Annotated in this window: 19 protein-coding genes and 1 pseudogene; 14 read left to right on the forward strand and 6 right to left on the reverse strand. The window is 49.7% G+C overall.

All coding sequences use genetic code 11. The features are described 5' to 3' along the window. Positions 1–9: 9 nt before the first annotated feature. Positions 10–1,587, forward strand: a complete 1,578-nt coding sequence (locus JVX88_RS02600) for a DUF5715 family protein (RefSeq protein ID WP_211625475.1) — start codon at positions 10–12, stop codon at positions 1,585–1,587. Positions 1,588–1,595: 8 nt separating this feature from the next. Here the strand turns inward: JVX88_RS02600 and JVX88_RS43845 are convergent, their stop codons facing one another. Beyond that, positions 1,596–1,730, reverse strand: coding sequence for a helix-turn-helix domain-containing protein (locus JVX88_RS43845; protein ID WP_225931448.1), 135 nt, complete (start codon positions 1,728–1,730; stop codon positions 1,596–1,598). Between the two features lie 267 nt (positions 1,731–1,997). After that, a pseudogene (glyA, locus tag JVX88_RS43850) lies at positions 1,998–2,258 on the reverse strand (serine hydroxymethyltransferase); the annotation flags it as partial. Between the two features lie 31 nt (positions 2,259–2,289). Between glyA and JVX88_RS02610 the strand changes: the two are divergent. Beyond that, positions 2,290–2,562, forward strand: coding sequence for a hypothetical protein (locus JVX88_RS02610; protein WP_211625479.1), 273 nt, complete (start codon positions 2,290–2,292; stop codon positions 2,560–2,562). On the opposite strand, the gene JVX88_RS02615 is transcribed toward JVX88_RS02610, so the two are convergent. From JVX88_RS02615 to JVX88_RS02630, 4 genes are all read right to left on the reverse strand, one after another. Continuing rightward, the gene (locus JVX88_RS02615; RefSeq protein ID WP_211625481.1) at positions 2,537–3,061 is read right to left on the reverse strand and encodes a hypothetical protein; all 525 of its coding nucleotides are present in this window, start codon (positions 3,059–3,061) and stop codon (positions 2,537–2,539) included. The two genes, JVX88_RS02610 and JVX88_RS02615, sit on opposite strands and share 26 nt — an antisense overlap. 71 nt (positions 3,062–3,132) lie before the next feature. After that, positions 3,133–5,139 carry an NAD-dependent DNA ligase LigA gene (gene ligA, locus JVX88_RS02620; RefSeq protein WP_211625483.1) on the reverse strand — a complete coding sequence of 669 codons (2,007 nt, stop codon included), beginning with the start codon at positions 5,137–5,139 and terminating at the stop codon, positions 3,133–3,135. 25 nt (positions 5,140–5,164) lie between these two features. Continuing rightward, positions 5,165–6,184: an aromatic ring-hydroxylating oxygenase subunit alpha gene (locus JVX88_RS02625; protein WP_211625485.1), complete on the reverse strand. Its 1,020-nt coding sequence runs from the start codon at positions 6,182–6,184 to the stop codon at positions 5,165–5,167. Continuing rightward, a complete protein-coding gene (locus JVX88_RS02630; protein ID WP_211625486.1) occupies positions 6,177–6,935 on the reverse strand; it encodes a hypothetical protein in 759 nt (252 codons plus the stop codon). Before JVX88_RS02630 ends, JVX88_RS02625 begins: the two co-directional genes overlap by 8 nt. Positions 6,936–7,215: 280 nt before the next feature. Between JVX88_RS02630 and JVX88_RS02635 the strand changes: the two genes are divergently transcribed. The 12 genes from JVX88_RS02635 to JVX88_RS02690 all read left to right on the forward strand — a co-directional run bounded on the left by JVX88_RS02635 (position 7,216) and on the right by JVX88_RS02690 (position 20,396). Beyond that, on the forward strand, positions 7,216–8,793 hold the full coding sequence (locus JVX88_RS02635; protein WP_211625488.1) for a DUF4388 domain-containing protein: 1,578 nt from the start codon (positions 7,216–7,218) through the stop codon (positions 8,791–8,793). 70 nt (positions 8,794–8,863) lie between these two features. After that, a complete protein-coding gene (locus tag JVX88_RS02640; RefSeq protein ID WP_211625490.1) occupies positions 8,864–9,445 on the forward strand; it encodes an HD-GYP domain-containing protein in 582 nt (193 codons plus the stop codon). A gap of 82 nt (positions 9,446–9,527) precedes the next feature. Beyond that, entirely contained in the window at positions 9,528–9,707 is a 180-nt protein-coding gene (locus JVX88_RS02645) for a hypothetical protein (RefSeq protein ID WP_211625492.1), read from the forward strand. A 715-nt stretch (positions 9,708–10,422) separates the two neighbouring features. After that, a complete protein-coding gene (locus JVX88_RS02650; RefSeq protein ID WP_211625494.1) occupies positions 10,423–13,284 on the forward strand; it encodes a DUF6531 domain-containing protein in 2,862 nt (953 codons plus the stop codon). 5 nt (positions 13,285–13,289) lie between these two features. Continuing rightward, positions 13,290–14,546: an RHS repeat-associated core domain-containing protein gene (locus JVX88_RS02655; protein WP_211625496.1), complete on the forward strand. Its 1,257-nt coding sequence runs from the start codon at positions 13,290–13,292 to the stop codon at positions 14,544–14,546. Continuing rightward, positions 14,543–14,881 carry a hypothetical protein gene (locus tag JVX88_RS02660; protein ID WP_211625497.1) on the forward strand — a complete coding sequence of 113 codons (339 nt, stop codon included), beginning with the start codon at positions 14,543–14,545 and terminating at the stop codon, positions 14,879–14,881. The genes JVX88_RS02655 and JVX88_RS02660 overlap by 4 nt, the downstream gene beginning before the upstream one ends. Before the next feature lies 1 nt (position 14,882). Next, positions 14,883–15,254, forward strand: a complete 372-nt coding sequence (locus tag JVX88_RS02665) for a hypothetical protein (protein WP_211625500.1) — start codon at positions 14,883–14,885, stop codon at positions 15,252–15,254. A 68-nt stretch (positions 15,255–15,322) separates the two neighbouring features. Further along, positions 15,323–15,970, forward strand: a complete 648-nt coding sequence (locus JVX88_RS02670) for an RHS repeat domain-containing protein (RefSeq protein WP_211625502.1) — start codon at positions 15,323–15,325, stop codon at positions 15,968–15,970. Continuing rightward, entirely contained in the window at positions 15,970–16,377 is a 408-nt protein-coding gene (locus JVX88_RS02675; RefSeq protein WP_211625504.1) for a hypothetical protein, read from the forward strand. The genes JVX88_RS02670 and JVX88_RS02675 overlap by 1 nt, the downstream gene beginning before the upstream one ends. Further along, the gene (locus tag JVX88_RS02680) at positions 16,370–16,543 is read left to right on the forward strand and encodes a hypothetical protein (RefSeq protein WP_211625506.1); all 174 of its coding nucleotides are present in this window, start codon (positions 16,370–16,372) and stop codon (positions 16,541–16,543) included. Before JVX88_RS02675 ends, JVX88_RS02680 begins: the two co-directional genes overlap by 8 nt. After that, a complete protein-coding gene (locus JVX88_RS02685; protein WP_211625507.1) occupies positions 16,540–17,568 on the forward strand; it encodes an RHS repeat-associated core domain-containing protein in 1,029 nt (342 codons plus the stop codon). The genes JVX88_RS02680 and JVX88_RS02685 overlap by 4 nt, the downstream gene beginning before the upstream one ends. Positions 17,569–17,633: 65 nt before the next feature. Further along, on the forward strand, positions 17,634–20,396 hold the full coding sequence (locus JVX88_RS02690; RefSeq protein ID WP_211625509.1) for a vitamin B12 dependent-methionine synthase activation domain-containing protein: 2,763 nt from the start codon (positions 17,634–17,636) through the stop codon (positions 20,394–20,396). Positions 20,397–20,518 lie beyond the last annotated feature (122 nt).

Consider the following 20,518-nt stretch of genomic DNA (forward strand, 5'->3'; position numbering starts at 1 on the left):
CTGACCGACGTGGGATTTACTCTTCGTATCAATGGCCCCTATGAAAGCCGTTCAGTAACGGTCGAGAATGAGATCTCGGTCGGACGCACAGACCTTGCGGACATTCCCATTGATGACACCGGGCTTTCGCGTGTTAACACAGTATTTTTTGTTGAGGACGGCGATCTGATAGTCTCCGATGAGAATTCTACTAACGGCACTTTTGTAAATGGTGAACGCATAACTCGGCCGCGTGTTCTAAGATCTGGCGATACGGTCACGCTTGGCAGCTCTACTACGATAACATTCGCAGATAAAGAGGATGCGATAGTTGAAACTATTCAGCCCGCAAGTTCTCCTGGAATCGACGTCAGCCAACCCGACCGGCCTAAAGAAATGGAGCACGCTGTCCGCGCCGATGATGAAGACGAAGACGATTATGACACCAAATGGCTCTTGGCCGCAGCCGGCGGTTTAGCACTGCTTATCGTTTTCTTTACGGTGATTGGGTTATTGGTAGTTTCATATGGCGGCGGCCAAACACAAGGTCAAAATTCGATCACCATTGCCAGCAATAATCCAATACCTGTTCGAGTAATAGATCCCCTAGGCGGTGAGGATGAAACAGACATCGCAGACATCCTTTCCGAATGGGAAGTTGCCGAGGATGAACTTGTGGCTTCTGACGTTGCGGATATGAATATAGATTCTGCTGAAGCTAGGGAAGAGAACCTGAACGTATCGGCCGCCTTCCTTGCTGAGCGTCAGCGGCTGGCCATGGAAGACCGCCCGGGCGAGAAAGGGATCCGTCCAGCGGGGTTGAAAGTACCTCCCGAACTTTTTGGCGATGGCGTTATAAAGCAAACCCGTAAGTTGCGGGAAATGCGGGCTGAAGGTTATCAACAACCGATGGACTTTGCGGACCTTGCAGATAAACGACTAAAGCGCGAACTGATCGAGCTTCCAATGGCAACAGAAAGTTATTATCTTGATGTGGGAGGCTCTGCCCAGGACGTACAGTTCACCTCATTCGAATTTGGCAATCCTCAAGATATTCGGCAACCAATACAGCAAGGACATCCGAAGTATCCGATACTAAAGCAATTGGCTGACAACTTCGCCGGCCAGAAGTATGATCTTGATAATGCAGCGGACCGCAAGCAGATCCGTCGAAGGTTGCTCCGAATGTTTCACCCGCGTGCAAGGCCGATACTTAAGAAGCTTGCTGATGCCTATTTTTCAAAGTTCGGGCGTCCGTTGCGCGTAACCTCGCTAACGCGTTCAATGGATTATCAGATCCTGCTGAATAGCAATAATGCGAACTCTTACAAAGTTCGTGGTGCAGGCTCACTGCCGCCGCATACCTCTGGCTGCGCGTTTGACCTTGCAAGAAAACATATGCCGGTCGAGGAGCAGAACTATTTGATGCAGGTTCTTGCGGAGATGGAGCGGGCGAATGAGCTGGATGCCCTGATCGAATATGGTGTAAACGCGTGTTTCCACATATTCATATATCACGACGGAAATCCGCCACGGTCATTTGTGCCTGATCCTTCACAGTACGAGCTTTTCGGATTTCTCGGCCACGATAGCGCACACTTGCACTGACCCGAAATTCATTCGGTGCCGTACTGCTCTAATTTTCGATAAAGCGTTTTTCTACCGATCTTCAGCAGCCGGGCCGCGCGCGATTTATCACCTTCGGTGAAATCGAGTGTAGCTTTGATCGTACGTTCCTCTACCTCTTCCATTGTGGCCGGCAATTCTACTTCAAAGCCGACGGAGCTTCGTCTTCCTTCGGTAGCCCTATAAAGGATATTCCCGGCTTGTCCTGAAAGGCCGACACTTGCCACCGTTTCAGGAAGGTCCTCAAGTTCTATTTGCCGGCCCGAAGCAATTATCACTGCGCGCTCTATCGCGTTCTCCAGTTCTCTTACATTTCCGGGCCAATGATATCGGAGCAGGGCATCCTTGGCCTCACGCGAGATCCCCGATACGTGCCTCCCTGTCTTCTCCCTGTAAAGCTGCTTGGCTCGGTCGATGGCTGCCTGTTCAACCACGTCAGCGAATTCGCAGCCGCCGTAATAACGTTTGCCCGGATAGCCTTCGGCATACTTGTTCGTAAATACGGTGCCCATAGTTTGAAGCACGGCCTCGGAAACAAAATTCTCCGAAGCGATCAGCTCCAATCCATCGGCCTGCCGCCGGACCTCATTATCGATAGCCTCAGAAATAAACGGGTCAGTTTCGGAAAGATGTGATGTGAAAAAATTTGTCATGACGAAGGCTCCTCAAGGTTAATACGTACGATTGTATAACCTTTCATCAAAAGGGAATAGCCCGCCCGAAAAGGCGCGGCGGCAACCCGGCGGAGATCGCAATTGGCTACAGCTAGTAAATGCGGGCCGCGACGACTTCGGGGTAATCGCCGTGGATGCGTTTGAATATCTCGCGTTCCTGTTCGTCGGGGGAAAGGCCGGGCGGCAGTGCGGCGCGGGCGATTGCTTTCGCGTCCTCATACATCAGCGCTCACATGATGAAACGCTCTTCGACGGTCCTAGACATCACGATCTCGTAGACTAATCTTCGATTTTCTCTCGTTGTGTCTTCCATTCAGAACCTTCGACCAGATATTTTGAAGCCCGAGGCTATCGATCCAATGTTCGACGTACTCGGCATCATAGTCGCTGTCGGTGAGACTGGCAATATCGCGGATCTGAGTGCCGGAATGCGTGTCGCGCGCCCAATTGAGCTTGGCTATGATCAGGTCTTCTTTGGTCGTTACCCACACGATAACGTCTGCGATGTTCGCACGTATCCTGCCGCGAAAACTCTCACGGGCAAAGTCCGTATCCTTACCGATGATGCAGTCGATCTTGCCGCCGTGTTGGTGGCTGATCAAATTGAACATGGACCGCCGCGAGATCGCGCTTCGTATGGAATCGTCGCTGACGTAGTAATCATCTCGAAACGCGTGTGCGAATCGCGCGACATCTTCACGCTGAAGTTCAATGACAACGTCGATATCGCGCGTTGTCCTGATCTCACCATAAACGCTCATGGCGTAGGAATCGGAGATCATTTATTCGATGCCGAGTCCTTCTACTTTCGTGACGAAATCCCGGAGCGTCTCGAGCATTGAAACGCCTTGGTTCATTGTTGAGTTCCAGTCATCTCAGAGAACTGAGCTTCATTCAGTACGGTGACGCCTAGGGATTCGGCTTTGGTCAGTTTCGAACCCGCGTCGGAGCCGGCGACTACGTAGTCTGTCTTTTTGCTGACGGATGATGAGACGCGGCCGCCGCGTTCTTCTATCAGCTTAGCGGCTTCGTCGCGGGTGTAATGTTCGAGCTTTCCGGTTAGCACGAACGTCTTTCCGACGAAGCGGTCATCGAGAGCAGCGGTCGAAGAGACACCCATTTCCGTCTGGACACCGGCGGCTTTCAGCCTTTCTATCAACTCGATGTTCTTCGCGTCGCGGAACCACGAATGAACGCTCTCCGCTACGGTGAGGCCGATCTCAGGGATGTCGTCAAGTTCCTCGACCGAAGCTTTGGCGATGCGGTCGATGCTGCGGAAATTGTTGGCAAGTATCTTGGCATATCGTTCGCCGACGTGGCGGATATCGATGCCATAAAGCAGGCGCTGAAGCCCGCGTGTTTTGCTTGCTTCTATATGCTCGATCAAGTTCGTGCCGGACTTTTCGGCCATTCGTTCAAGAGCCGCGATGTCCTCAACTTTTAGGTTGTAAAGATCGGCGACATCACTAATCATCCCCTTATCGACCAACGTTTCGACCAGCACCTCTCCTAGGCCTTCGATGTCCATCGCTTTTCGCGAGGCGTAGTATTGAATACGTGCCTTGATCTTCGCCGGGCAGTCAGGATTTGTGCAGCGGCGGACGGCCTCGCCTCTAGGCCGAACAGCTTCCCAACCACATACGGGACACTTGGTCGGGAATTCGAAGTCGGTCTCGGTACCGTTCCGTTTTGCCGGTATGTTTTGCAGCACTTGTGGGATGATCTCGCCGCTTTTTTCGATAAGGACATAGTCACCAATCTTAAGGTCGAGCCGCTTTATCTCATCCTCATTATGGAGTGATGCCCGGGCAACTGTCGTACCAGCAAGCTGAACAGGCTCAAGATTTCCTACGGGGGTCAAGGCTCCGGTTCTTCCGACCTGGACGGTGATCGAAAGTAGTTTTGTAGTTGCCTGGCGTGCCGGGTATTTGTAAGCGATGGCCCAACGCGGTGCTTTCGTTGTCGTACCGAACTCGTCCTGCAACGCCGTCGAATTCACCTTTACGACAACGCCATCTATCTCATAATCAAGTGTGTCGCGGCGCGTTTCCATATCGTTGACGAAAGCGACAAGTTCGTCGTAACCGGCGCACAAAGCCCGGTTCGGATTGACATTGAAGCCATTCTTTTCCAGCCACTCAAAATTCTCCCAGTGCGTCGTGAACATCTTCTGGCTGCCAGAAAACACGTCGTAGGGAAACATATCCAGCCGGCGCGAAGCGACGACCTGCGAATCGAGCATTCGCAGTGTTCCGCTTGCGCAGTTTCGTGGGTTTGCAAAGGTCTTTTCGCCCTGCATCTCAAGCTCTGAATTGATTCTGGCAAACTGAGAACGCGATAAGAATACCTCGCCCCGAATTTCCGCATGCTGCGGAGCATCCTTTTTGAGGCGCAACGGAACGGTGCGGATCGTTTTCGCATTCTGCGTGACCTCATCGCCGGTTTGGCCATCCCCGCGTGTTGCAGCAGTCTTCAAAATTCCGTTTTCGTAATGCAGCGAAACACTCAATCCATCTATCTTCAGTTCGGCGACGTATTCCAGCTTTCTTCCTTCAGCCAACTTCTCACAGCGTTCGGTAAAGGCCTTCAGGTCGTCAAGGGAATAACTGTTGTCCAGCGACATTAGCGGAACGGTGTGAGCGAATGGCCTCAAGCTGTCTGCCTTTCCGCCGACGCGCTGAGTCGGGCTGTCCGGCGTGATGAGTTCGGGGTGCTCTGCCTCAAGCGCCCTTAGCCGCTCGAGCAGCATATCGAAATCATAATCAGAGATCTCCGGCTCTGCCTTTTGATAATAAAGTTCATTGTGCCGTTCGATCTCGGCACGCAATTCTTCTATTTCTTTACGGATGGAAGCGGTCATTGGAATGATTCTAATATGAGAACTGTCAGCCGAGGAACTCGGCTATCAATCGGTGGAAGTGATGCGTACCCTTTTCCTTCGACGGCGAATACCGCCCGCGATCATAAAATCGCGAACGTATCCCATGCTGGACGCTTTCCACAACGGCTTCATCCTCTAGCTCGACTCGTTCCAAATCAGCTCCTGCACCGGAACCAAATTTCGAGTCGTCGGAAACGTAGGTAAAATATTCGATAACGGAACTCGAAGAGCTTACAGGCCGAACAATGTTGACGGATATCCCCCAAGGATAAAAGTTAAACATTAGATTAGGGAAAATGAAGAGATAGGTCCCAGCGAGTGTCCCGTCCGGTTCATAACCGGTCTGAACACTCGAGTACCGATACAGGTCTGTTGAGTAGGTTCCGTAATCGACAACTTTATTAAGCGAATGATGTACGAAGGGAATGTGAAATCCTTCCAGATAATTTTCGCAATAGAGTGCCCAATGGGCATCTATACTGTAAAGCTTATTGGAGACCAGGCGTGCATCAGAATATTCATTAATATCTATTGATGCGGCAACAGGACCAAGGAATTCGTTTAGTGGTGCCGCGGGCGAAATAGAAGAGAACAAAAATCTCCCCCAACGCTCCAACGGAATTTGTGGAAGATCGTCCGCCACTGAAGGGAAGTTTTCAACACCTTCGAACTCAGGCATCGAAACGAACTTACCATCCAGCGAAAAGCGCCGACCGTGATAACCGCAACGTATTAATCCGGCAAGGCACGGTTCATCAACGAGTATTTTGCCGCGGTGTGTGCAGACGTTGGAGAAGCATTTGATCGCACCTTTATTTTCGACCAAAAGCAGAGGTTCGTCTAAAAAATCTTCAAGTAAAGTAACCGGCTTTAGATTCCGGACCTCATCCTGGGTGCCTACCAGATGCCAAGATAGCGTGAATATACGTTCGCGCGACATATTAAAAAACTGCTCGTCCGTGTAAAAATTGGCTGGCAGTGTAGATGCACGGCGAATATCTGCATCGATCGTAAATTCAGGCATTTTCCTTCCTGTAAAAAAGGTATTGCGGCTCAGACTCACTGCGTTTAAAGCTTTTACAGACAAGTCCGTCGGCAAATGCTGCTTCGAACTCTAAGCGGAGCCTTTTCTGTTCTGCAAGTGCCGCCTCAGGGCTTTGAGCCACAAGTGCTGACCAGTCAGGAGTAACATCTATTTGCCGTTCGGGATAGTTCGGTTCAGCAAAGCTTTCACCTTTCGAAAGCGCGATCACCTTAGGACTTTCAAGGTGCCACTCCGCAAATAATCGGTCGCTCGCGAGACCGATCTTCTTTCCGCCGGTCGATGCTGTAGCGTAGTCTATACCGTAAAAATTTGGTTGATATTCGGTTATGATGGCTCCAAGTTTTTCAAGGTTGAAATATGCATTTCGAGCTTTCCACGGCTCAAAGGTCCACTTAACGAACTTGACGCCAAGTTCAAGGGCTTTTAGCCGCTGTTCCCATTTAAGCCGCCTTCCGATACCGTAACTTTGAAAATCATCCCGAACCGCAGTCATATGCGAGTAGAAGGCCTTTTGGCCGCGAAGGAACGCAGGGACGCTTAGAACAAAGCCGATAAGATCGCTATTTTCAAACGCGCCAAGGATAAATCCGCCCGCGTTCTTGGTAACGATAAAATGCCTTACCGGTGATATCTCTATCTCTGGCAATTTGAATACTTCTCGCTGGAGTTCAACACAGGCCGAAAGCTGATCGACCGTTATGCACTCACGGATATCAATGTCTTTTTTCACTTAACAAAAACGGCTCAGATCCTGGCCTGCAGACAACTTTCGCAATTTGTTAAGTAGGTGTCAAATAGTTGGCCGCGTGCTCAGGAACTAAGAAGGACGTTCTGCCTTTTTATGTCTTAAACTACTCAGTGAACAAAGCTTTAAGTCGCACACCGGCCTGCCTGCGAAGAGTCAAAGTATGCCACCTCTTGCGAAGCCAAATTCTTGACACGAAACCGATCGATTCTGTTAATCTATAAGCTAGCACGATACTTTTTCGTGCGGTCTTCCAGATCTCCAAATGTCACCCAATTCAGATCTTGACGTAAAAGGTACATTTGCTCAGTTTCCGCTCGCGGAGCTATTGGTAGAACTGCGTCAGCATTGCCTCAACGGTTCGATACGTATCGCTAACGGTAGCCGTAAAGCTATCATTTACCTCCGCGATGGTTCTGTCGTCCACGCCGTTTCCAATGAGAAAGAACATCGTCTCTTTACGATCGGGCTGGGGAAAAAGGCGTTTGGCAAAGAGGCTCTCGCCAAGTGCCCGAACTTTGCCAACGATGTGGAGCTCTCATCTGCCCTTATCTCTCAAGGAATTCTTTCAGAGGAGCAATTAAAAGAGCTGACCATCTCTCAGATTGAAGCGATACTTATCGAGCTTCTCTCACGAGGGGAAGGCGAATGGGAGTTCAGCCCGCATGCGAGGCTCCGCGAGGGGCTTGAATACAACGTTGACATTCAGACTTGCTTGATAAATTACGCTCGGTGCGTGCCTGGCAATATCGTTTACGAAAGATTTCGCAGCGTTGACGAGGTATTTGAACAATGCGGAAACTCGGCTTCGGGGACGTCGCTCCAGCCGCACGAGGAATACGTACTCAACCGCTTTGCGACCGGACGACAGTCCATTGCACAGCTCAGGTCAATGAATACTCTTCCCGAAAGCGGATTGATGCAGGCCATTTATTCACTCTGGCTTGGCGGTTTCATCCTTAGGCATAGCTGGAACGGAGCGATCCCGGAGCAAAAGCTGGAGGCTATTAGATCCTCAAAATTAAATAGGAAGATCCACGCACGTCCGATGCCCACGCTTCAAATCGCCGCAACAAAGGTTGAAGAAGTGAATGAGGGATCTGCTGTGTCTGCGGAGATCTCTGAACCCGGCGTTGGCACGGACCAGCTGACTGTAGAAGAATATCTTTCACAGGTAGAAAATGCCGAAACATTTTATGACATCTTAGGTGTCGAAACAGATGTAAGGACCGCCGATCTAAAGAATTACTATTTTTCTTTGGCAAAGATATTCCACCCGGATCTTTTCCGGAGAGAGAGCACTGAGATACATTCACGGGTGCAGGCCGCCTTCACTAAATTGGCTCATGCATATGAGACCTTGCGAACGGATGAAACGAGACGAGCCTATGATCTTAAGGTTAAAAAGGAACTCGAATTAAGGCAAAAACGCAAGAACGCTGGCTTTAATGCAGAGGTCGGAGGCGGCGACCCGCAAGCCGAGCTTGGCCTCAATTGTTTCGAAGAAGGCCTCGAACAGTTGCAAGCTGAAGATTATTCGGCGGCAGCGACACAGCTCGCACGCGCCGTTCACTACAGCCCAAATAACGCGCTTTATCACGCATATTTCGGACAGGCCCTATCTTTTTTGGGTGACAAGTATCGCCATCAGGCTGAATCGGAATTTCAGGCCGGGGTAAAACTCGATCCGAAGAATTCCAAGATACGTATGATGCTGGTCGAATTCTACATTGATATGGATCTGATCAGGCGGGCGGAGGGTGAATTGAACAGATTTCTTGAGATAGTCCCCAATGACAAGGACGCATTGAAAATGCTTTCAGAGCTTAAGCAAGTGGTCTAGACTTACGAGAAAAGCTCAGTTGCAAGGCGAAATATGTTAGAATCCTTTCTGTTTCGCTGAGTCAACGTTTATGAGAACGTCAGTTGCTTTTGACCCTTCTTCAGAAGAGAAATTGCTTGATATCTCCTCGAGGATTGACCTATTTGAGGGTTACACCCACGCGCACGGTTTGCGGATCGCCGAAATAGCTGATTCGATCGGGAATGAGTTCGGAATGCATGAGCACGATCGTAAGTTGATGCAGCAGGCAGCTTTGCTTCACGACATTGGCGAGATGGCAATGAAGCGAGACTACATTAGAGAAGCCCGTGAGCTTTCAGATATCGAAAGGCTTGATATGCAGCGGCATTCGGTCATCGGTGAACAGGAAGCCGCAAAGCTTGGCTTGCCGCGAAGTGTTCAGCTTCTGATACGTTGGCATCATGAATGGTGGAACGGCTACGGATATCCTGACCGACTGGCGGGAGAGCAGATACCGCTTGCCGCACGTATCATTCGTGTAGCGGATTCGTTCTGCGCTCTTACCGACAACCGGCCCCGACGTGCAGCCAGATCAGAAACAGAAGCCGTACAATATCTGATCGAATGGGCCGGACTTGAATTCGACCCGCGTATCGTAAATCTATTCCTAAAACTAAGAAAGCTATCGTGATCGTGTGTCGCGAATAGGAAAGAGATCACTTGTCCCGGTGCGTGCACTGGTAAAGCTTCCGTGTTAAACACTCTGCCAGAACGTGGCAATTTTTGCTCTGTTTTTAGCTGACTTTGGCTTACTTTTAGCTAACTTTGGTTCATTGTTAGCTAACTTTGCTCTATTGTTAGCTAACTTTGGCTCAAAGTTTCCTAACTTTGCTCCATTGTTAGATAAAATTTGTATCTATTTAGGACAGGTTTTCCAGCCGCTTTCCCGCTAACGCAGCTTCTTTCAACCACTTACCCCGTTTTCCACAGATGTGGAAATCTTCATCGCCTCCCGCCCGTGTGTTAAACACTCTCCGCATTTTCTGCTTTGACTGCTCCCGATCTGTTATCACGTTTGCCTTAACTTGCAGACATAAATACAAAAAATGTACCGTCCATAGAATACTGAGCTGCCTTATTAATGCGACCATTTGCTTTCAAACAATCTCGCCCGTTTGTGGCTTAGACCGTATGTAAACATTCTCCTTGACAGACCGCAAACCCTCTGCTAACTTGTCCGGCATACGTTTCCCGAATCACTTAACAGATTCGATCTCCCGATCCTTCGACTAGGATCTGTTCCAAACAGTTTTTAATAAGCAGGAGTAGCCCCTGACCCCCCTCGGATTCCCGTACACCGACAAAGCGCCGGCGGCTACTCTTTTACCATTTGTCCGTCGCAAACAATTACGTGCTTTCTAATAAGTAGGAGCAAATACAAAACATATGTCCCGCAAATCCCAATTGACGCCGCAGCATGGAACCATAAGAACTCACAAGGTGATGAAAACTTTCGCTTCTCCAAGCGTACTGTTAAGAGGTTCGTTTACTATTCGGATCTTTTACGCGTGCTAGGTCTTCAGTTCATCAAGAGCTCCGATCATAAGTGCTCAGCAACAAAACAATCCACCTGTTGCAATTCCTGATGTAGTTGTCGCACCGGGCTCAGTGCTATCGTCTCTCGGGAATGCGCACGATAACGATTATGATCCGGATGGCGATGCGATCATAGGTCATTACACGCATTACTGGACGGAAGCAGCACCGGTGGGTAGAGGGTATGTTGGTTACCTTGGTGGAATCGCTGTTGTTGGCGGGACGGTCTCAGGAACTTTTGATATCCCATACGGAATTACAGATAACCGAGGCGGTCATGCTTATAGTTCGGTAACTGCTCACGTCACCGCATCCGGCGGGGCGGAGAATGCCGGACGGTTTTGCCCGAGCATTGGCCAACCCGTAAACGTGACAAACGGGAACATGTGGGTCGAGCATACCGACTATGATCTGCCCGGAATTGGTGAGCGGATAGAGATCAGGCGTTTTTACAATAGCATGATCCAATCTTCGGGGATGTTTGGATTTGGTTGGTCAACCAAATATGACGAGAGTCTTTGGATCTACGGAGATAGACTTCTTCGACTTAATCTGCCCGACGCACGCGCGGTCTATTTTGGTCGCCGTTTAACTACCGACCCTTTTGAGTCCTTGACATTTGATTTTCAGGGCCAAATAGTTAAGGAAGCGGACGGAACGTTTTTGCTCACATTCAAAGACGGGCGGACTCATAAGTTCGATCAAACCGGCAGGCTTCTTTGGCAACGAGATAGAAACCAGAATCAGACGACTCTCGCTTATGACGTTAATGGCCGATTGGCTACTGTTACCGATGCCTTTGGTCGAACTCTTACGTTCACCATGAGCGCAAATGGATATGTCGAAGAAATTTCAGATGCATTGGGTTCGGTTGCCACGTACGAGTATTTTCCGGGAACGGGGCGACTGAAAACCGTCACGTTTGCAGATGCTTCGAAGTATAAATTTGAGTACAACACAACTGCTGTCTACGGGAAGGTTTTTCTCGCCACCGTAAAGGATGCACTTGATAACATTCTGGAAACGCATTTGTACGATTCAAGCGGACGAGCTACTACCTCTGAATTACAAGGCGGCGTAGAAAAGTACGAATTCGATTATACGAATCTGACTGGCTCTAATCCGTACACGATCGTCAAGCACAAGAAGAATTCAGCCGACCCGTATATTCAAACAAAGTTTTACTTCAAGAGCTTTCGCGGACGAAACGAGGTCACAAAAACCGAAGGATTGTGCGGATGCGGCAGCAGCGGTTCGGAAATTACCGAAAACATTTTCGACACACAAGCAAGACTCACGAAAACGATCGACGCGTTAGGGCGGGAGACCCTTTATACCTACGACAATGATCGAAACATCATCCAAACCGTCGATGATTTAGGAACACAGAAATGGACGTATAATGCTTTCGGGCAAGTCCTCACCTACAAGGACCGCGTCGATTCCCAAAATTCAGATCCGAATGTAAATACATTCACCAATACGTACAACTCGAATGGCGATCTGCTTACAGCGACTGATGCTTTAGGAAATGTGACGACATTTACATATTCAATGATCGGCCAGCCGCTCACGATAAAGGATGCCCGGAACAAAATAACTACCCTGACGTGGGACAGTTCTGGAAGAATGACCCAGATCAAGGATGCAAACAATAAAACGACAAGCTTTGCCTATGATCCGAGAGCCAGAGTTACCAGCACAACAAATGCTTTAAGCCAGACGACGAGTTTCGAATACGACCTTAATAACCGGTTGAAAAAGGTTATCTACCCGGACACGAGTTTTGTCGAGAACACTTACGATATTGCGGGCCGCAGGACTGCCTTCAGAGACGCTCGCGGAAATGTTACGAATTTCTCTTATGATGGCGCAAATAGGCTAACGGGAATAACCGATCCGCTGGGGAATTCAACTACTTACGGCTATGACCTGATGTCGAATCTTATTTCGCAGACAGATGCTCTCGGTAATGTAACTAACCTTGAATACGACGATTTCAACCGCTTGAAGAAGATAATTTATCCTCCGGCAACGACGGGAGCGACACGGCTGGAAGAATCGATGACCTATGATCTTAATGGAAATATAAAGACACGCATTGATACTGCCGGACGGACGACTACCTATGATTACGACACTTCGAACCGGCTTATCAAGATCACTGATGCGCTTTTGAATCAGACTCAATTCGAGTACAACTTGCGGTCGCAGCTGACAAAGGTGAAAGATGCCCTCAATCAGGAGTATATTTATACATACGATCCTTTGGGACGTGCATTAACTCAGACACGGGCCGGAGCAACCATGAGTTTCGAATACGACGCTGTTGGAAACAGGACGAAAAGAACCGATTATCGCGGCAGAGAAGCAACGTATAGTTTCGACAGCCTTAATCGGCTGACCGAGATCAGCTATTCTGACGGAATGGGCAATCCGTCTCCAACATCAACTGCAACCTACGGTTATGATGCTCTTTCGCGGTTAATCTCGGCGACAAATGGTGCCGGAACTGTTATGTTGACTTACGACAATCGAGGTCGGTTAAAGACTGAAACCGATGTTTTCGGTCACGTAACCGAACGGGCATACGACGCAAACAGTAATCGGACACAGTTGAAGCTGAATGGTGATGTTCATACCGCTTATGCTTACGACGCTGCAAACCGTTTGACGACGCTGACTGACGATGCAAGCCAGAGTTTTACATACGGCTACGACATCGCCGATCGATTGATCTCGACTGTTTTGCCGAACGGGATCACTTCGACGTTTGAATACGACGGGATGAGCCGATTGAAGAAGTTGAAACATCAATCGGCATCGGCGACGTTGACCGAAAATGATTTCACTTACAATGCAGCGAATCAGATCGGGCAGATCGCGGAATTGGCACAGACCAGGAATTCGCTTACGACAACGTTGATCGGCTGACGGGAATGACGAACGGGACGGCGAATGAGAGTTATGCGTTTGATGCGGTTGGAAACAGGACGGCGTCGCATCGGAGTGCGAGTTATACTCATCAGCCGTTCAACAAGCTAACCGCGACCGCAAATGCATCGTTCAGCTACGACGCCAACGGTTCAATGATCGGACAGACAACGGGCACGGTGGGTTGGTCGTTTGTTTGGGATGATGAGAATCGGCTGGTTTCGGCATCCGACGGAACTGATACAGTCGAATATTCGTTCGACGCTCTCGGACGCAGGGTCAAACGAACGCAGAAGGGAACGGTCGAAAAATATACCTTCGACGGGCTTGATGTGATCCAGGACGACACGAACGGAACACTAACCAAATATCAAAACGGCGACGGCATCGATAACAAGCTAAGCCTCAGAACCGGTAGCGATGTTAAATACTTCTTGCAGGATCATCTTGGAAGCACAATCGGATTAACCGATCAAAGCGGAGCTATCACGGTCTCTCAATCTTACGATTCCTTCGGCCACGGAACGAACGCAAACTTCCCGACACGCTTCCAGTTCACCGGACGTGAGTTTGACACTTTCACCGGGCTACAATTCTCGCGGGCCAGATGGTACCATCCCGGCATTGGCCGCTTCATCTCCGAAGACCCCATTGGCTTCGCGGGCGGGGATGTAAATCTTAACGTATATGTAAAAAATAGGCCGTTGAAATACCGTGATCCTCGCGGTCTAGACGATGCTGATCGCGAATGGGAGAATCGATCGCGACCTCGTGGTCCAGACTACAATCCTTGGTACTGGTCACACAACGAATCCGCCGACAATTCAATCTTTTCGAAGCCGAGTCCGTCTGGAGGCCGTTGGTCGTATAGTTTTGGATGCCCAGGTTCTGGTCTTGGGTTTGGAGCATTTTCCGACTTTTCGAACAACTATTCGGATATGCGTACAGCCAACACGATTGGCGCCGATAAATTCTTCCACTGTATGGCAAACTGTCAGGCTGCCCAAAGAGGAAGTTTAGGAAGTGGAATCGCCAGAGTCGTTAGTGAGGGTCGTGAATTCTTTGACCAGTACGCGAAAGGCGACTCTCAAGCTGAATGTGACGCGGACCGATTTGCAAATGGCACGGGATTGAGCGGCGGTCAGTCGTGCAGGCCGTGTGTTCAAGTCTGTTCTCAATTTAGACCCACAGGACTTTCTTTCCCAGTAACTAGGCCTCAACGAGACCCTTGTCAAGGGTTTGGAAACTGGAGCTGCAAATGATAGGGAAGTTTCTAATCTTGCTGCTCTTGTTAACGGCAATGATGATTCCAGCTTGCTCGACGTCAACGCGATTGTGCAAGCTGAGCTTTGATGCGAATTGTCGAATATGTGATATCCGGAGCGATGGTGCCAAGTTACTCGAGTACTTCAACACCGACACAAATGAACTTCGGTTATTTATCCTCGAACCTCAAAAAGAGACAGAGATTTCGCATCCGCACGGCAAAGTGCCAAATTTCCGGGATCGAATTGATGAAAATCAGATTCTGTTCGACCGAATTGATCCGAGGTATCTGCGAGTGAACGGTGAGAAGTTTGAGATTCTCGAAAAGTAGTATGTTAAGTCTTGTCCATGACAATCTTGATCGGCTAACGGGAATGACGAACGGGACGGCGAATGAGAGTTATGCGTTTGATGCGGTTGGGAACCGGACGGCGACCCATCGGAGTGCGGGCTACACTCATCAGCCGTTTAATAAACTCACTTCCACCGCGACGGCGACGTTCAGCTATGACGCGAACGGTTCGATGATCGGAAAGACGGCGGGCACGGTGAGTTGGTCGTTTGTTTGGGATGATGAGAATCGGCTGGTCTCTGATCCGACGGAACTGATACGGTCGATTATTCGTTCGACGCACTCGGACGCAGGGTCAAACGAACGCAGGGCGGGACGGTCGAAAAATATACTTACGACGGGCTTGATGTAATACAGGACGACACAAACGGCACCATCACCAAATATCAAAACGGTCTGGGAATTGATAACAAACTAAAGATGTTGGTTGGCGAACAGGTAAAGTACTTTTTGCAAGACCACCTTGGCTCAACGGTCGGCCTCGCGGATGCAAGCGGCAATCTGACATCTTCAGCAAATTACGATTCTTTCGGGAACTCTACAAACAACTTACCAACCCGCTATCAGTACACAGGCCGCGAATACGATAGCTTTTCTGGCCTCCAATACAACCGTGCTCGTTGGTACGACCCGAAAATAGGGCGGTTTTTTTCAGAAGATCCAATTGGGCTCAATGGGGGCTTAAATCTCTACGAATATGCGAAAAGTAACCCCGTAAGCTACACCGACCCGACCGGTGAGATTCCTAACCCTTACGATTTCTTTTGGTGGCTTTATTACAGCATGCGTTGCGGCGAGGATGGTATTCAGTGCGGTAATGCATGCAATTCATCGAATCAAAGCCAAGCGGAATTGGAACTGACAATGCAAGAGGCTTTTGATTCTGGAGCGGGTAATTTTACCGGCCTGAGGTATCGCAATTGCTTTTCAGCAAATTATTTCTGTGAGCAACAATTGTACTATTCAGGCCGTGTCTTTGAAGGCTCACATCCGTTAAATCCCTATAAGATAACCGGTAGAGCCATACGTGACTACAAAAAGAACATTCAGCCTGGGGAGGTGTACTGATGCGAGGTATTTTGCGAACAACAGTTATTGGTTTGGCTACAGGGTTAGCGATCTTCTTCGTAGGAGCATTGTGCGTTTATTTTTATATCGTCAGTTTTTCGTTCGAAGCAGAAATCCTACCCGATGCAAAAAACGTGTTAATAGTTACAAAGCGAGGAATTGAATTTGTAGTTGCTCCGATAACGTATTTTTGCATTGCCTTATCCGTTGCGTCATTTGGTAAGGCCACAAGAACGGGGCGAACTATTGGGCTCATTCTTGCGGTTGCCCCGTTTACGGTGTTTTTGTTTCTTGGATTTGTAGCGGACTATAGATTCTTCTCTGGGGTATTTCTCCTTCTTGATCACATTATAGCCGGGCTGACCTTTACGTTCTTCGTCAATCGTAACTACAAAGAAAATGTTTGACCCAATCAAGGCAGTAAAAGAGGCTTTTTATGAATTGGTTGAATTAGTATTGATTCCGGCGGAAGCTTTGATTGCGACGGTGGGGCTAAACCGAAAGGCCGGGTTAATTGGTTTAACGGCATTGTTGTTAGTGGGGCTTCTTATCGCATCTAGATTCGCTTTATGAGGATAGGCCGAAGAGTATCGCGACAGGGCAAATCTGCCGGTTCGACGGGCTACACGAAATACGTTTTCGACGGGCTTGATGTCGTGATGGACATTGACGGCGGAACACTAACCAAATACCAGAACGGCCCCGGCATCGACAACAAACTAAGCCTCAAAACCGGCAGCGACGTAAAGTATTTCTTGCAGGATCATCTTGGCTCAACGGTTGGTTTAACCGACACGACCAGATCTATTACGGCCTCTCAATCCTACGATTCGTTCGGCAATGGAACGAACACAAGTTTCCCGACGCGATATCAATTCACGGGCAGAGAATTCGATTCGTTTACAGGCCTTCAATTCTCCCGAGCAAGATGGTACGACCCGAATCTGGGTCGCTTCATCTCCGAAGACCCGATCGGCTTCGCGGGTGGTGACATCAATCTCTACGGCTATGTCTGGAACAATCCGATGCATTTCACGGATCCGATGGGATTATCTCCGTGGTCTGACTGGGCGGCATGGGCGAACGAAGGAAGATGGCGTGGCGAACAGGCCGTTATCAATTTTTTCGCTCCGTTGTTCGAGGGTGCGATCGGTTTTGGCGATAATGCGAGCTTTGGAGCTTCTCGTTGGTTTCGGCAATGGCAAGGCTTTGATGATTCCTACCTAGACTGTTCGTTTGCCTTTCAAGCCGGTGGCTGGGCTGGCCTTGCCGTTGACGCGGCAACAGGAATAGGCGGAGCTGCAAAACTTGGGCTCAAATTCGCCGCGAAGCGTGGTGCGAAAACCCGTTTCCCGAAGAGCCCGGAAAGAATGGACGATAGGTTAGGTGTTCCGGGACGACGGATTCCAGATGGACCGGGTACCCCCGGACGAAACAAGGTTGAATGGAAACCATCTGACAAAGTTAAGATCACTTACGAACAACATCCCTATCATCCGACTGCGCCAAAATGGCACCGAAATCCCCATTGGCATGTTCAATGGCCTGGGCAGCGACATACTAGGTACTTACCGGGAGATAAGTTTCCCGGACTTTGAGCAGATACGCAATATGTATATGGAAGACCAAACTATTACTTTAACTGACGCCCTAACCGCTGAAAATGCTACTGTCATTGTCAGGCGTGTCGATGGGAGTATTGGCCTATGTCTTTCCCTCGAAACAGACGGAGATATTGAAATCTTCTTCGACCGAGATGATTTTCAAAAGCTTATTGCTGTCCTTCATTTATTTCGCGATTAGGTGTGCAAAGCTGGTTCCGTCGGCGTCATCGATCTATTTTCAACAGCCTTACACGCAGGACGCGTCGTTCCTTATCGTAGGCGAACGCGTCAATGCGTCCGGCTCAAAGAAGATGCGCGACCTGCTCGACGCTGAGGATTGGGACGGGCTTGTCAATCTTGCCAAATCGCAGGAGAAAGAAGGTGCTCACATCCTCGACGTCAATGTCGATTTCGTCGGCCGCGATGGCGTTGCGGATATGCATGAACTCGCTTCGCGGCTCGTTACTAACGTAAAGATCCCGCTAATGTTCGATTCGACCGAATGGGAAAAGATGGAAGCGGGCCTGGAACACGCGGGCGGCAAGTCGATCCTGAATTCGACGAACTACGAGGACGGCGAGGAGCGTTTCCTGAAAGTGCTTGACCTTGCGCGAGAGCACGGTGCCGCTGTCGTGATAGGCCTCATCGACGAAGAAGGTATGGCTCGAACGACCGAGAAGAAGGTCGAAATCGCCCGACGTGCGTTTAAGCAAGCGACCGAATATGGCATTCCTGCACACGACATCTTTTTCGATCCGCTCGCATTACCGATCTCAACCGGGATCGAAGAGGACCGCAAGAATGCGGACGAGACCATCAAAGCGATTCGCCAGATCAAGGAAGAGATGCCTGAGGCAAATCAGATACTCGGCGTTTCAAATATCTCTTTCGGCCTGTCGCCCGCGGCGCGCGTCGTTCTGAATTCGGTGTTCCTCCACGACTGTGTCGAGGCGGGAATGAACTCGGCAATAGTCAACGCTTCAAAGATCCTGCCACTCATACGATTCAACGAGCTTGAGATCGATACCGCACGCGACCTTATTTACGACAAGCGAAAATTCGATGGCGACGTCTGCACCTACGACCCGCTGGCCGAATTCACGAAGCTTTTCGAAGGCAAAACTGCCGCCTCCATCAAGCCGGACATTTCAAATCTGCCGGTCGAGGAGCGCCTGAAAGAGCACATTATCGAGGGGGAAAAGATAGGACTTGAGGATTCGCTCAAGGAGGCTCTCGAAAAATATCCGCCGCTCGACATCATCAACAACATTTTGCTCGATGGCATGAAAGTGGTCGGCGATCTGTTTGGTGCGGGGCAGATGCAGCTTCCTTTCGTTCTGCAGTCGGCCGAAGCGATGAAGGCAGCCGTAAAATTCCTCGAACCATTTATGGATCGTGTCGAAGGTGTCGAAAAAGGCACGATGGTGCTCGCAACAGTCAAAGGAGACGTACATGATATCGGCAAGAACCTTGTCGATATCATACTGACCAATAACGGTTACAAGGTCGTAAATCTCGGCATCAAACAGCCGATCGATGACATTCTCCGCGCCGCTGAGGAGACGAAATGCGATGCCATCGGCATGAGCGGCTTGCTTGTAAAATCCACGCTGATAATGCGTGACAACCTCGAGATAATGAACGAACGCGGCGTCAATGTGCCCGTAATTCTCGGCGGTGCAGCACTCAATCGTCGGTATGTCGATTCGGATCTGATCCCGCTGTACAAAGGCAAACTCTTTTATGCACGCGACGCCTTTGACGGACTGCATGCGATGGATGAGTTGACGCAGAAAGAAGACACAACCACTCAGACCACAGTAATAGGGGTTGCGGCCGGAGCGCAGACGGAGATCTCATCGGTCATGAGCGTAGCGGATGAAAGCGTAAGCTATTCGGATGCAGAAGATCTTGTCGGCGAAGACGCGAAACTCGGACAGGAAGCGGCACGAGTATCATCGCGCTCGAGCGGAGACACGACGCATACGACGCGATCTGACGTGCCTGTGCTCGACAATGTGCCAAAGGCGCCATTCTATGGTTCAAAGATCGTCGAGATCACCGACCTGACCAAGGTTTTCGCGTTCATCAACGAGACGGCGTTGTTCAAGGGCCAATGGCAGTTCAAGCAAGGCCGTAAGACGCCAGAAGAATATAAACAAATTCTCGAAGAAACGGTCTATCCGAAATACGCCGAGATCAAGGCAAAAGCGATCCGCGAAAAGCTGCTCGAGGCTAAGCTCGTCTATGGCTATTTCCCGTGTGCATCGGACGGAAATGATCTGATCATATTTAACGATGATGAGCGAACCGAGCGTATGCGTTTTACATTCCCGCGGCAGCCTGTCGAGCAACGCGGCGGCAAGAATCTTTGTTTGGCTGACTACTTTCGCCCGGTCGGTGGCGAGGTTGACACCGTTGCCTTCCAGCTGGTAACGATGGGCCGGCGGGCAAGCGAGTATTCGGCGCAGTTGTTCAAGTCTGACAACTATCAGGACTACTTGCTCTTCCACGGCCTTTCCGTCGAAGCTGCTGAGGCACTTGCCGAAATGTGGCACAAGCGAATACGCGAGGAACTCGGCATCGCGGGCGACGACGCTCCGGAGCTCGCAAAGCTTTTTCACCAAGGCTATCAGGGTTCGCGTTTCTCATTCGGCTATCCGGCGTGTCCGAATCTTGAAGATCAAACGAAGCTGTTCGAATTGCTGCAACCTGAACGCATCGGCGTCGAACTGACCGAAGAATTCCAGCTCGACCCCGAACAATCAACTTCTGCGATCATCGTCCATAACCCTGCGGCGAAATACTTCAATATTGATTGACTTCCATATTTTCATCTGAGTGTAACCTTAGTTAATAAGACAATATAAAGCCTGTCCGGGTGCAGATGGTATTGTGCTCATAATGTTCACACTTTGCGAATATAGACAAGGTGATGGACGGA

The organism is Leptolyngbya sp. 7M (assembly GCF_018128485.1).

What these genes read in the sequence shown, in the direction of transcription:
- JVX88_RS43845 (WP_225931448.1), bottom strand. Translation starts at nt 1,730, where the DNA reads ATGGAAGAGGTAGAGGAACGTACGATCAAAGCTACACTCGATTTCACC.
- JVX88_RS02615 (WP_211625481.1), bottom strand. Translation starts at nt 3,061, where the DNA reads ATGATCTCCGATTCCTACGCCATGAGCGTTTATGGTGAGATCAGGACA.
- ligA (WP_211625483.1), bottom strand. Translation starts at nt 5,139, where the DNA reads ATGACCGCTTCCATCCGTAAAGAAATAGAAGAATTGCGTGCCGAGATC.
- JVX88_RS02625 (WP_211625485.1), bottom strand. Translation starts at nt 6,184, where the DNA reads ATGCCTGAATTTACGATCGATGCAGATATTCGCCGTGCATCTACACTG.
- JVX88_RS02635 (WP_211625488.1), top strand. Translation starts at nt 7,216, where the DNA reads ATGTCACCCAATTCAGATCTTGACGTAAAAGGTACATTTGCTCAGTTT.
- JVX88_RS02640 (WP_211625490.1), top strand. Translation starts at nt 8,864, where the DNA reads ATGAGAACGTCAGTTGCTTTTGACCCTTCTTCAGAAGAGAAATTGCTT.
- JVX88_RS02655 (WP_211625496.1), top strand. Translation starts at nt 13,290, where the DNA reads ATGACGAACGGGACGGCGAATGAGAGTTATGCGTTTGATGCGGTTGGA.
- JVX88_RS02660 (WP_211625497.1), top strand. Translation starts at nt 14,543, where the DNA reads ATGATAGGGAAGTTTCTAATCTTGCTGCTCTTGTTAACGGCAATGATG.
- JVX88_RS02665 (WP_211625500.1), top strand. Translation starts at nt 14,883, where the DNA reads ATGTTAAGTCTTGTCCATGACAATCTTGATCGGCTAACGGGAATGACG.
- JVX88_RS02670 (WP_211625502.1), top strand. Translation starts at nt 15,323, where the DNA reads ATGTTGGTTGGCGAACAGGTAAAGTACTTTTTGCAAGACCACCTTGGC.
- JVX88_RS02675 (WP_211625504.1), top strand. Translation starts at nt 15,970, where the DNA reads ATGCGAGGTATTTTGCGAACAACAGTTATTGGTTTGGCTACAGGGTTA.
- JVX88_RS02680 (WP_211625506.1), top strand. Translation starts at nt 16,370, where the DNA reads ATGTTTGACCCAATCAAGGCAGTAAAAGAGGCTTTTTATGAATTGGTT.
- JVX88_RS02685 (WP_211625507.1), top strand. Translation starts at nt 16,540, where the DNA reads ATGAGGATAGGCCGAAGAGTATCGCGACAGGGCAAATCTGCCGGTTCG.
- JVX88_RS02690 (WP_211625509.1), top strand. Translation starts at nt 17,634, where the DNA reads ATGCTACTGTCATTGTCAGGCGTGTCGATGGGAGTATTGGCCTATGTC.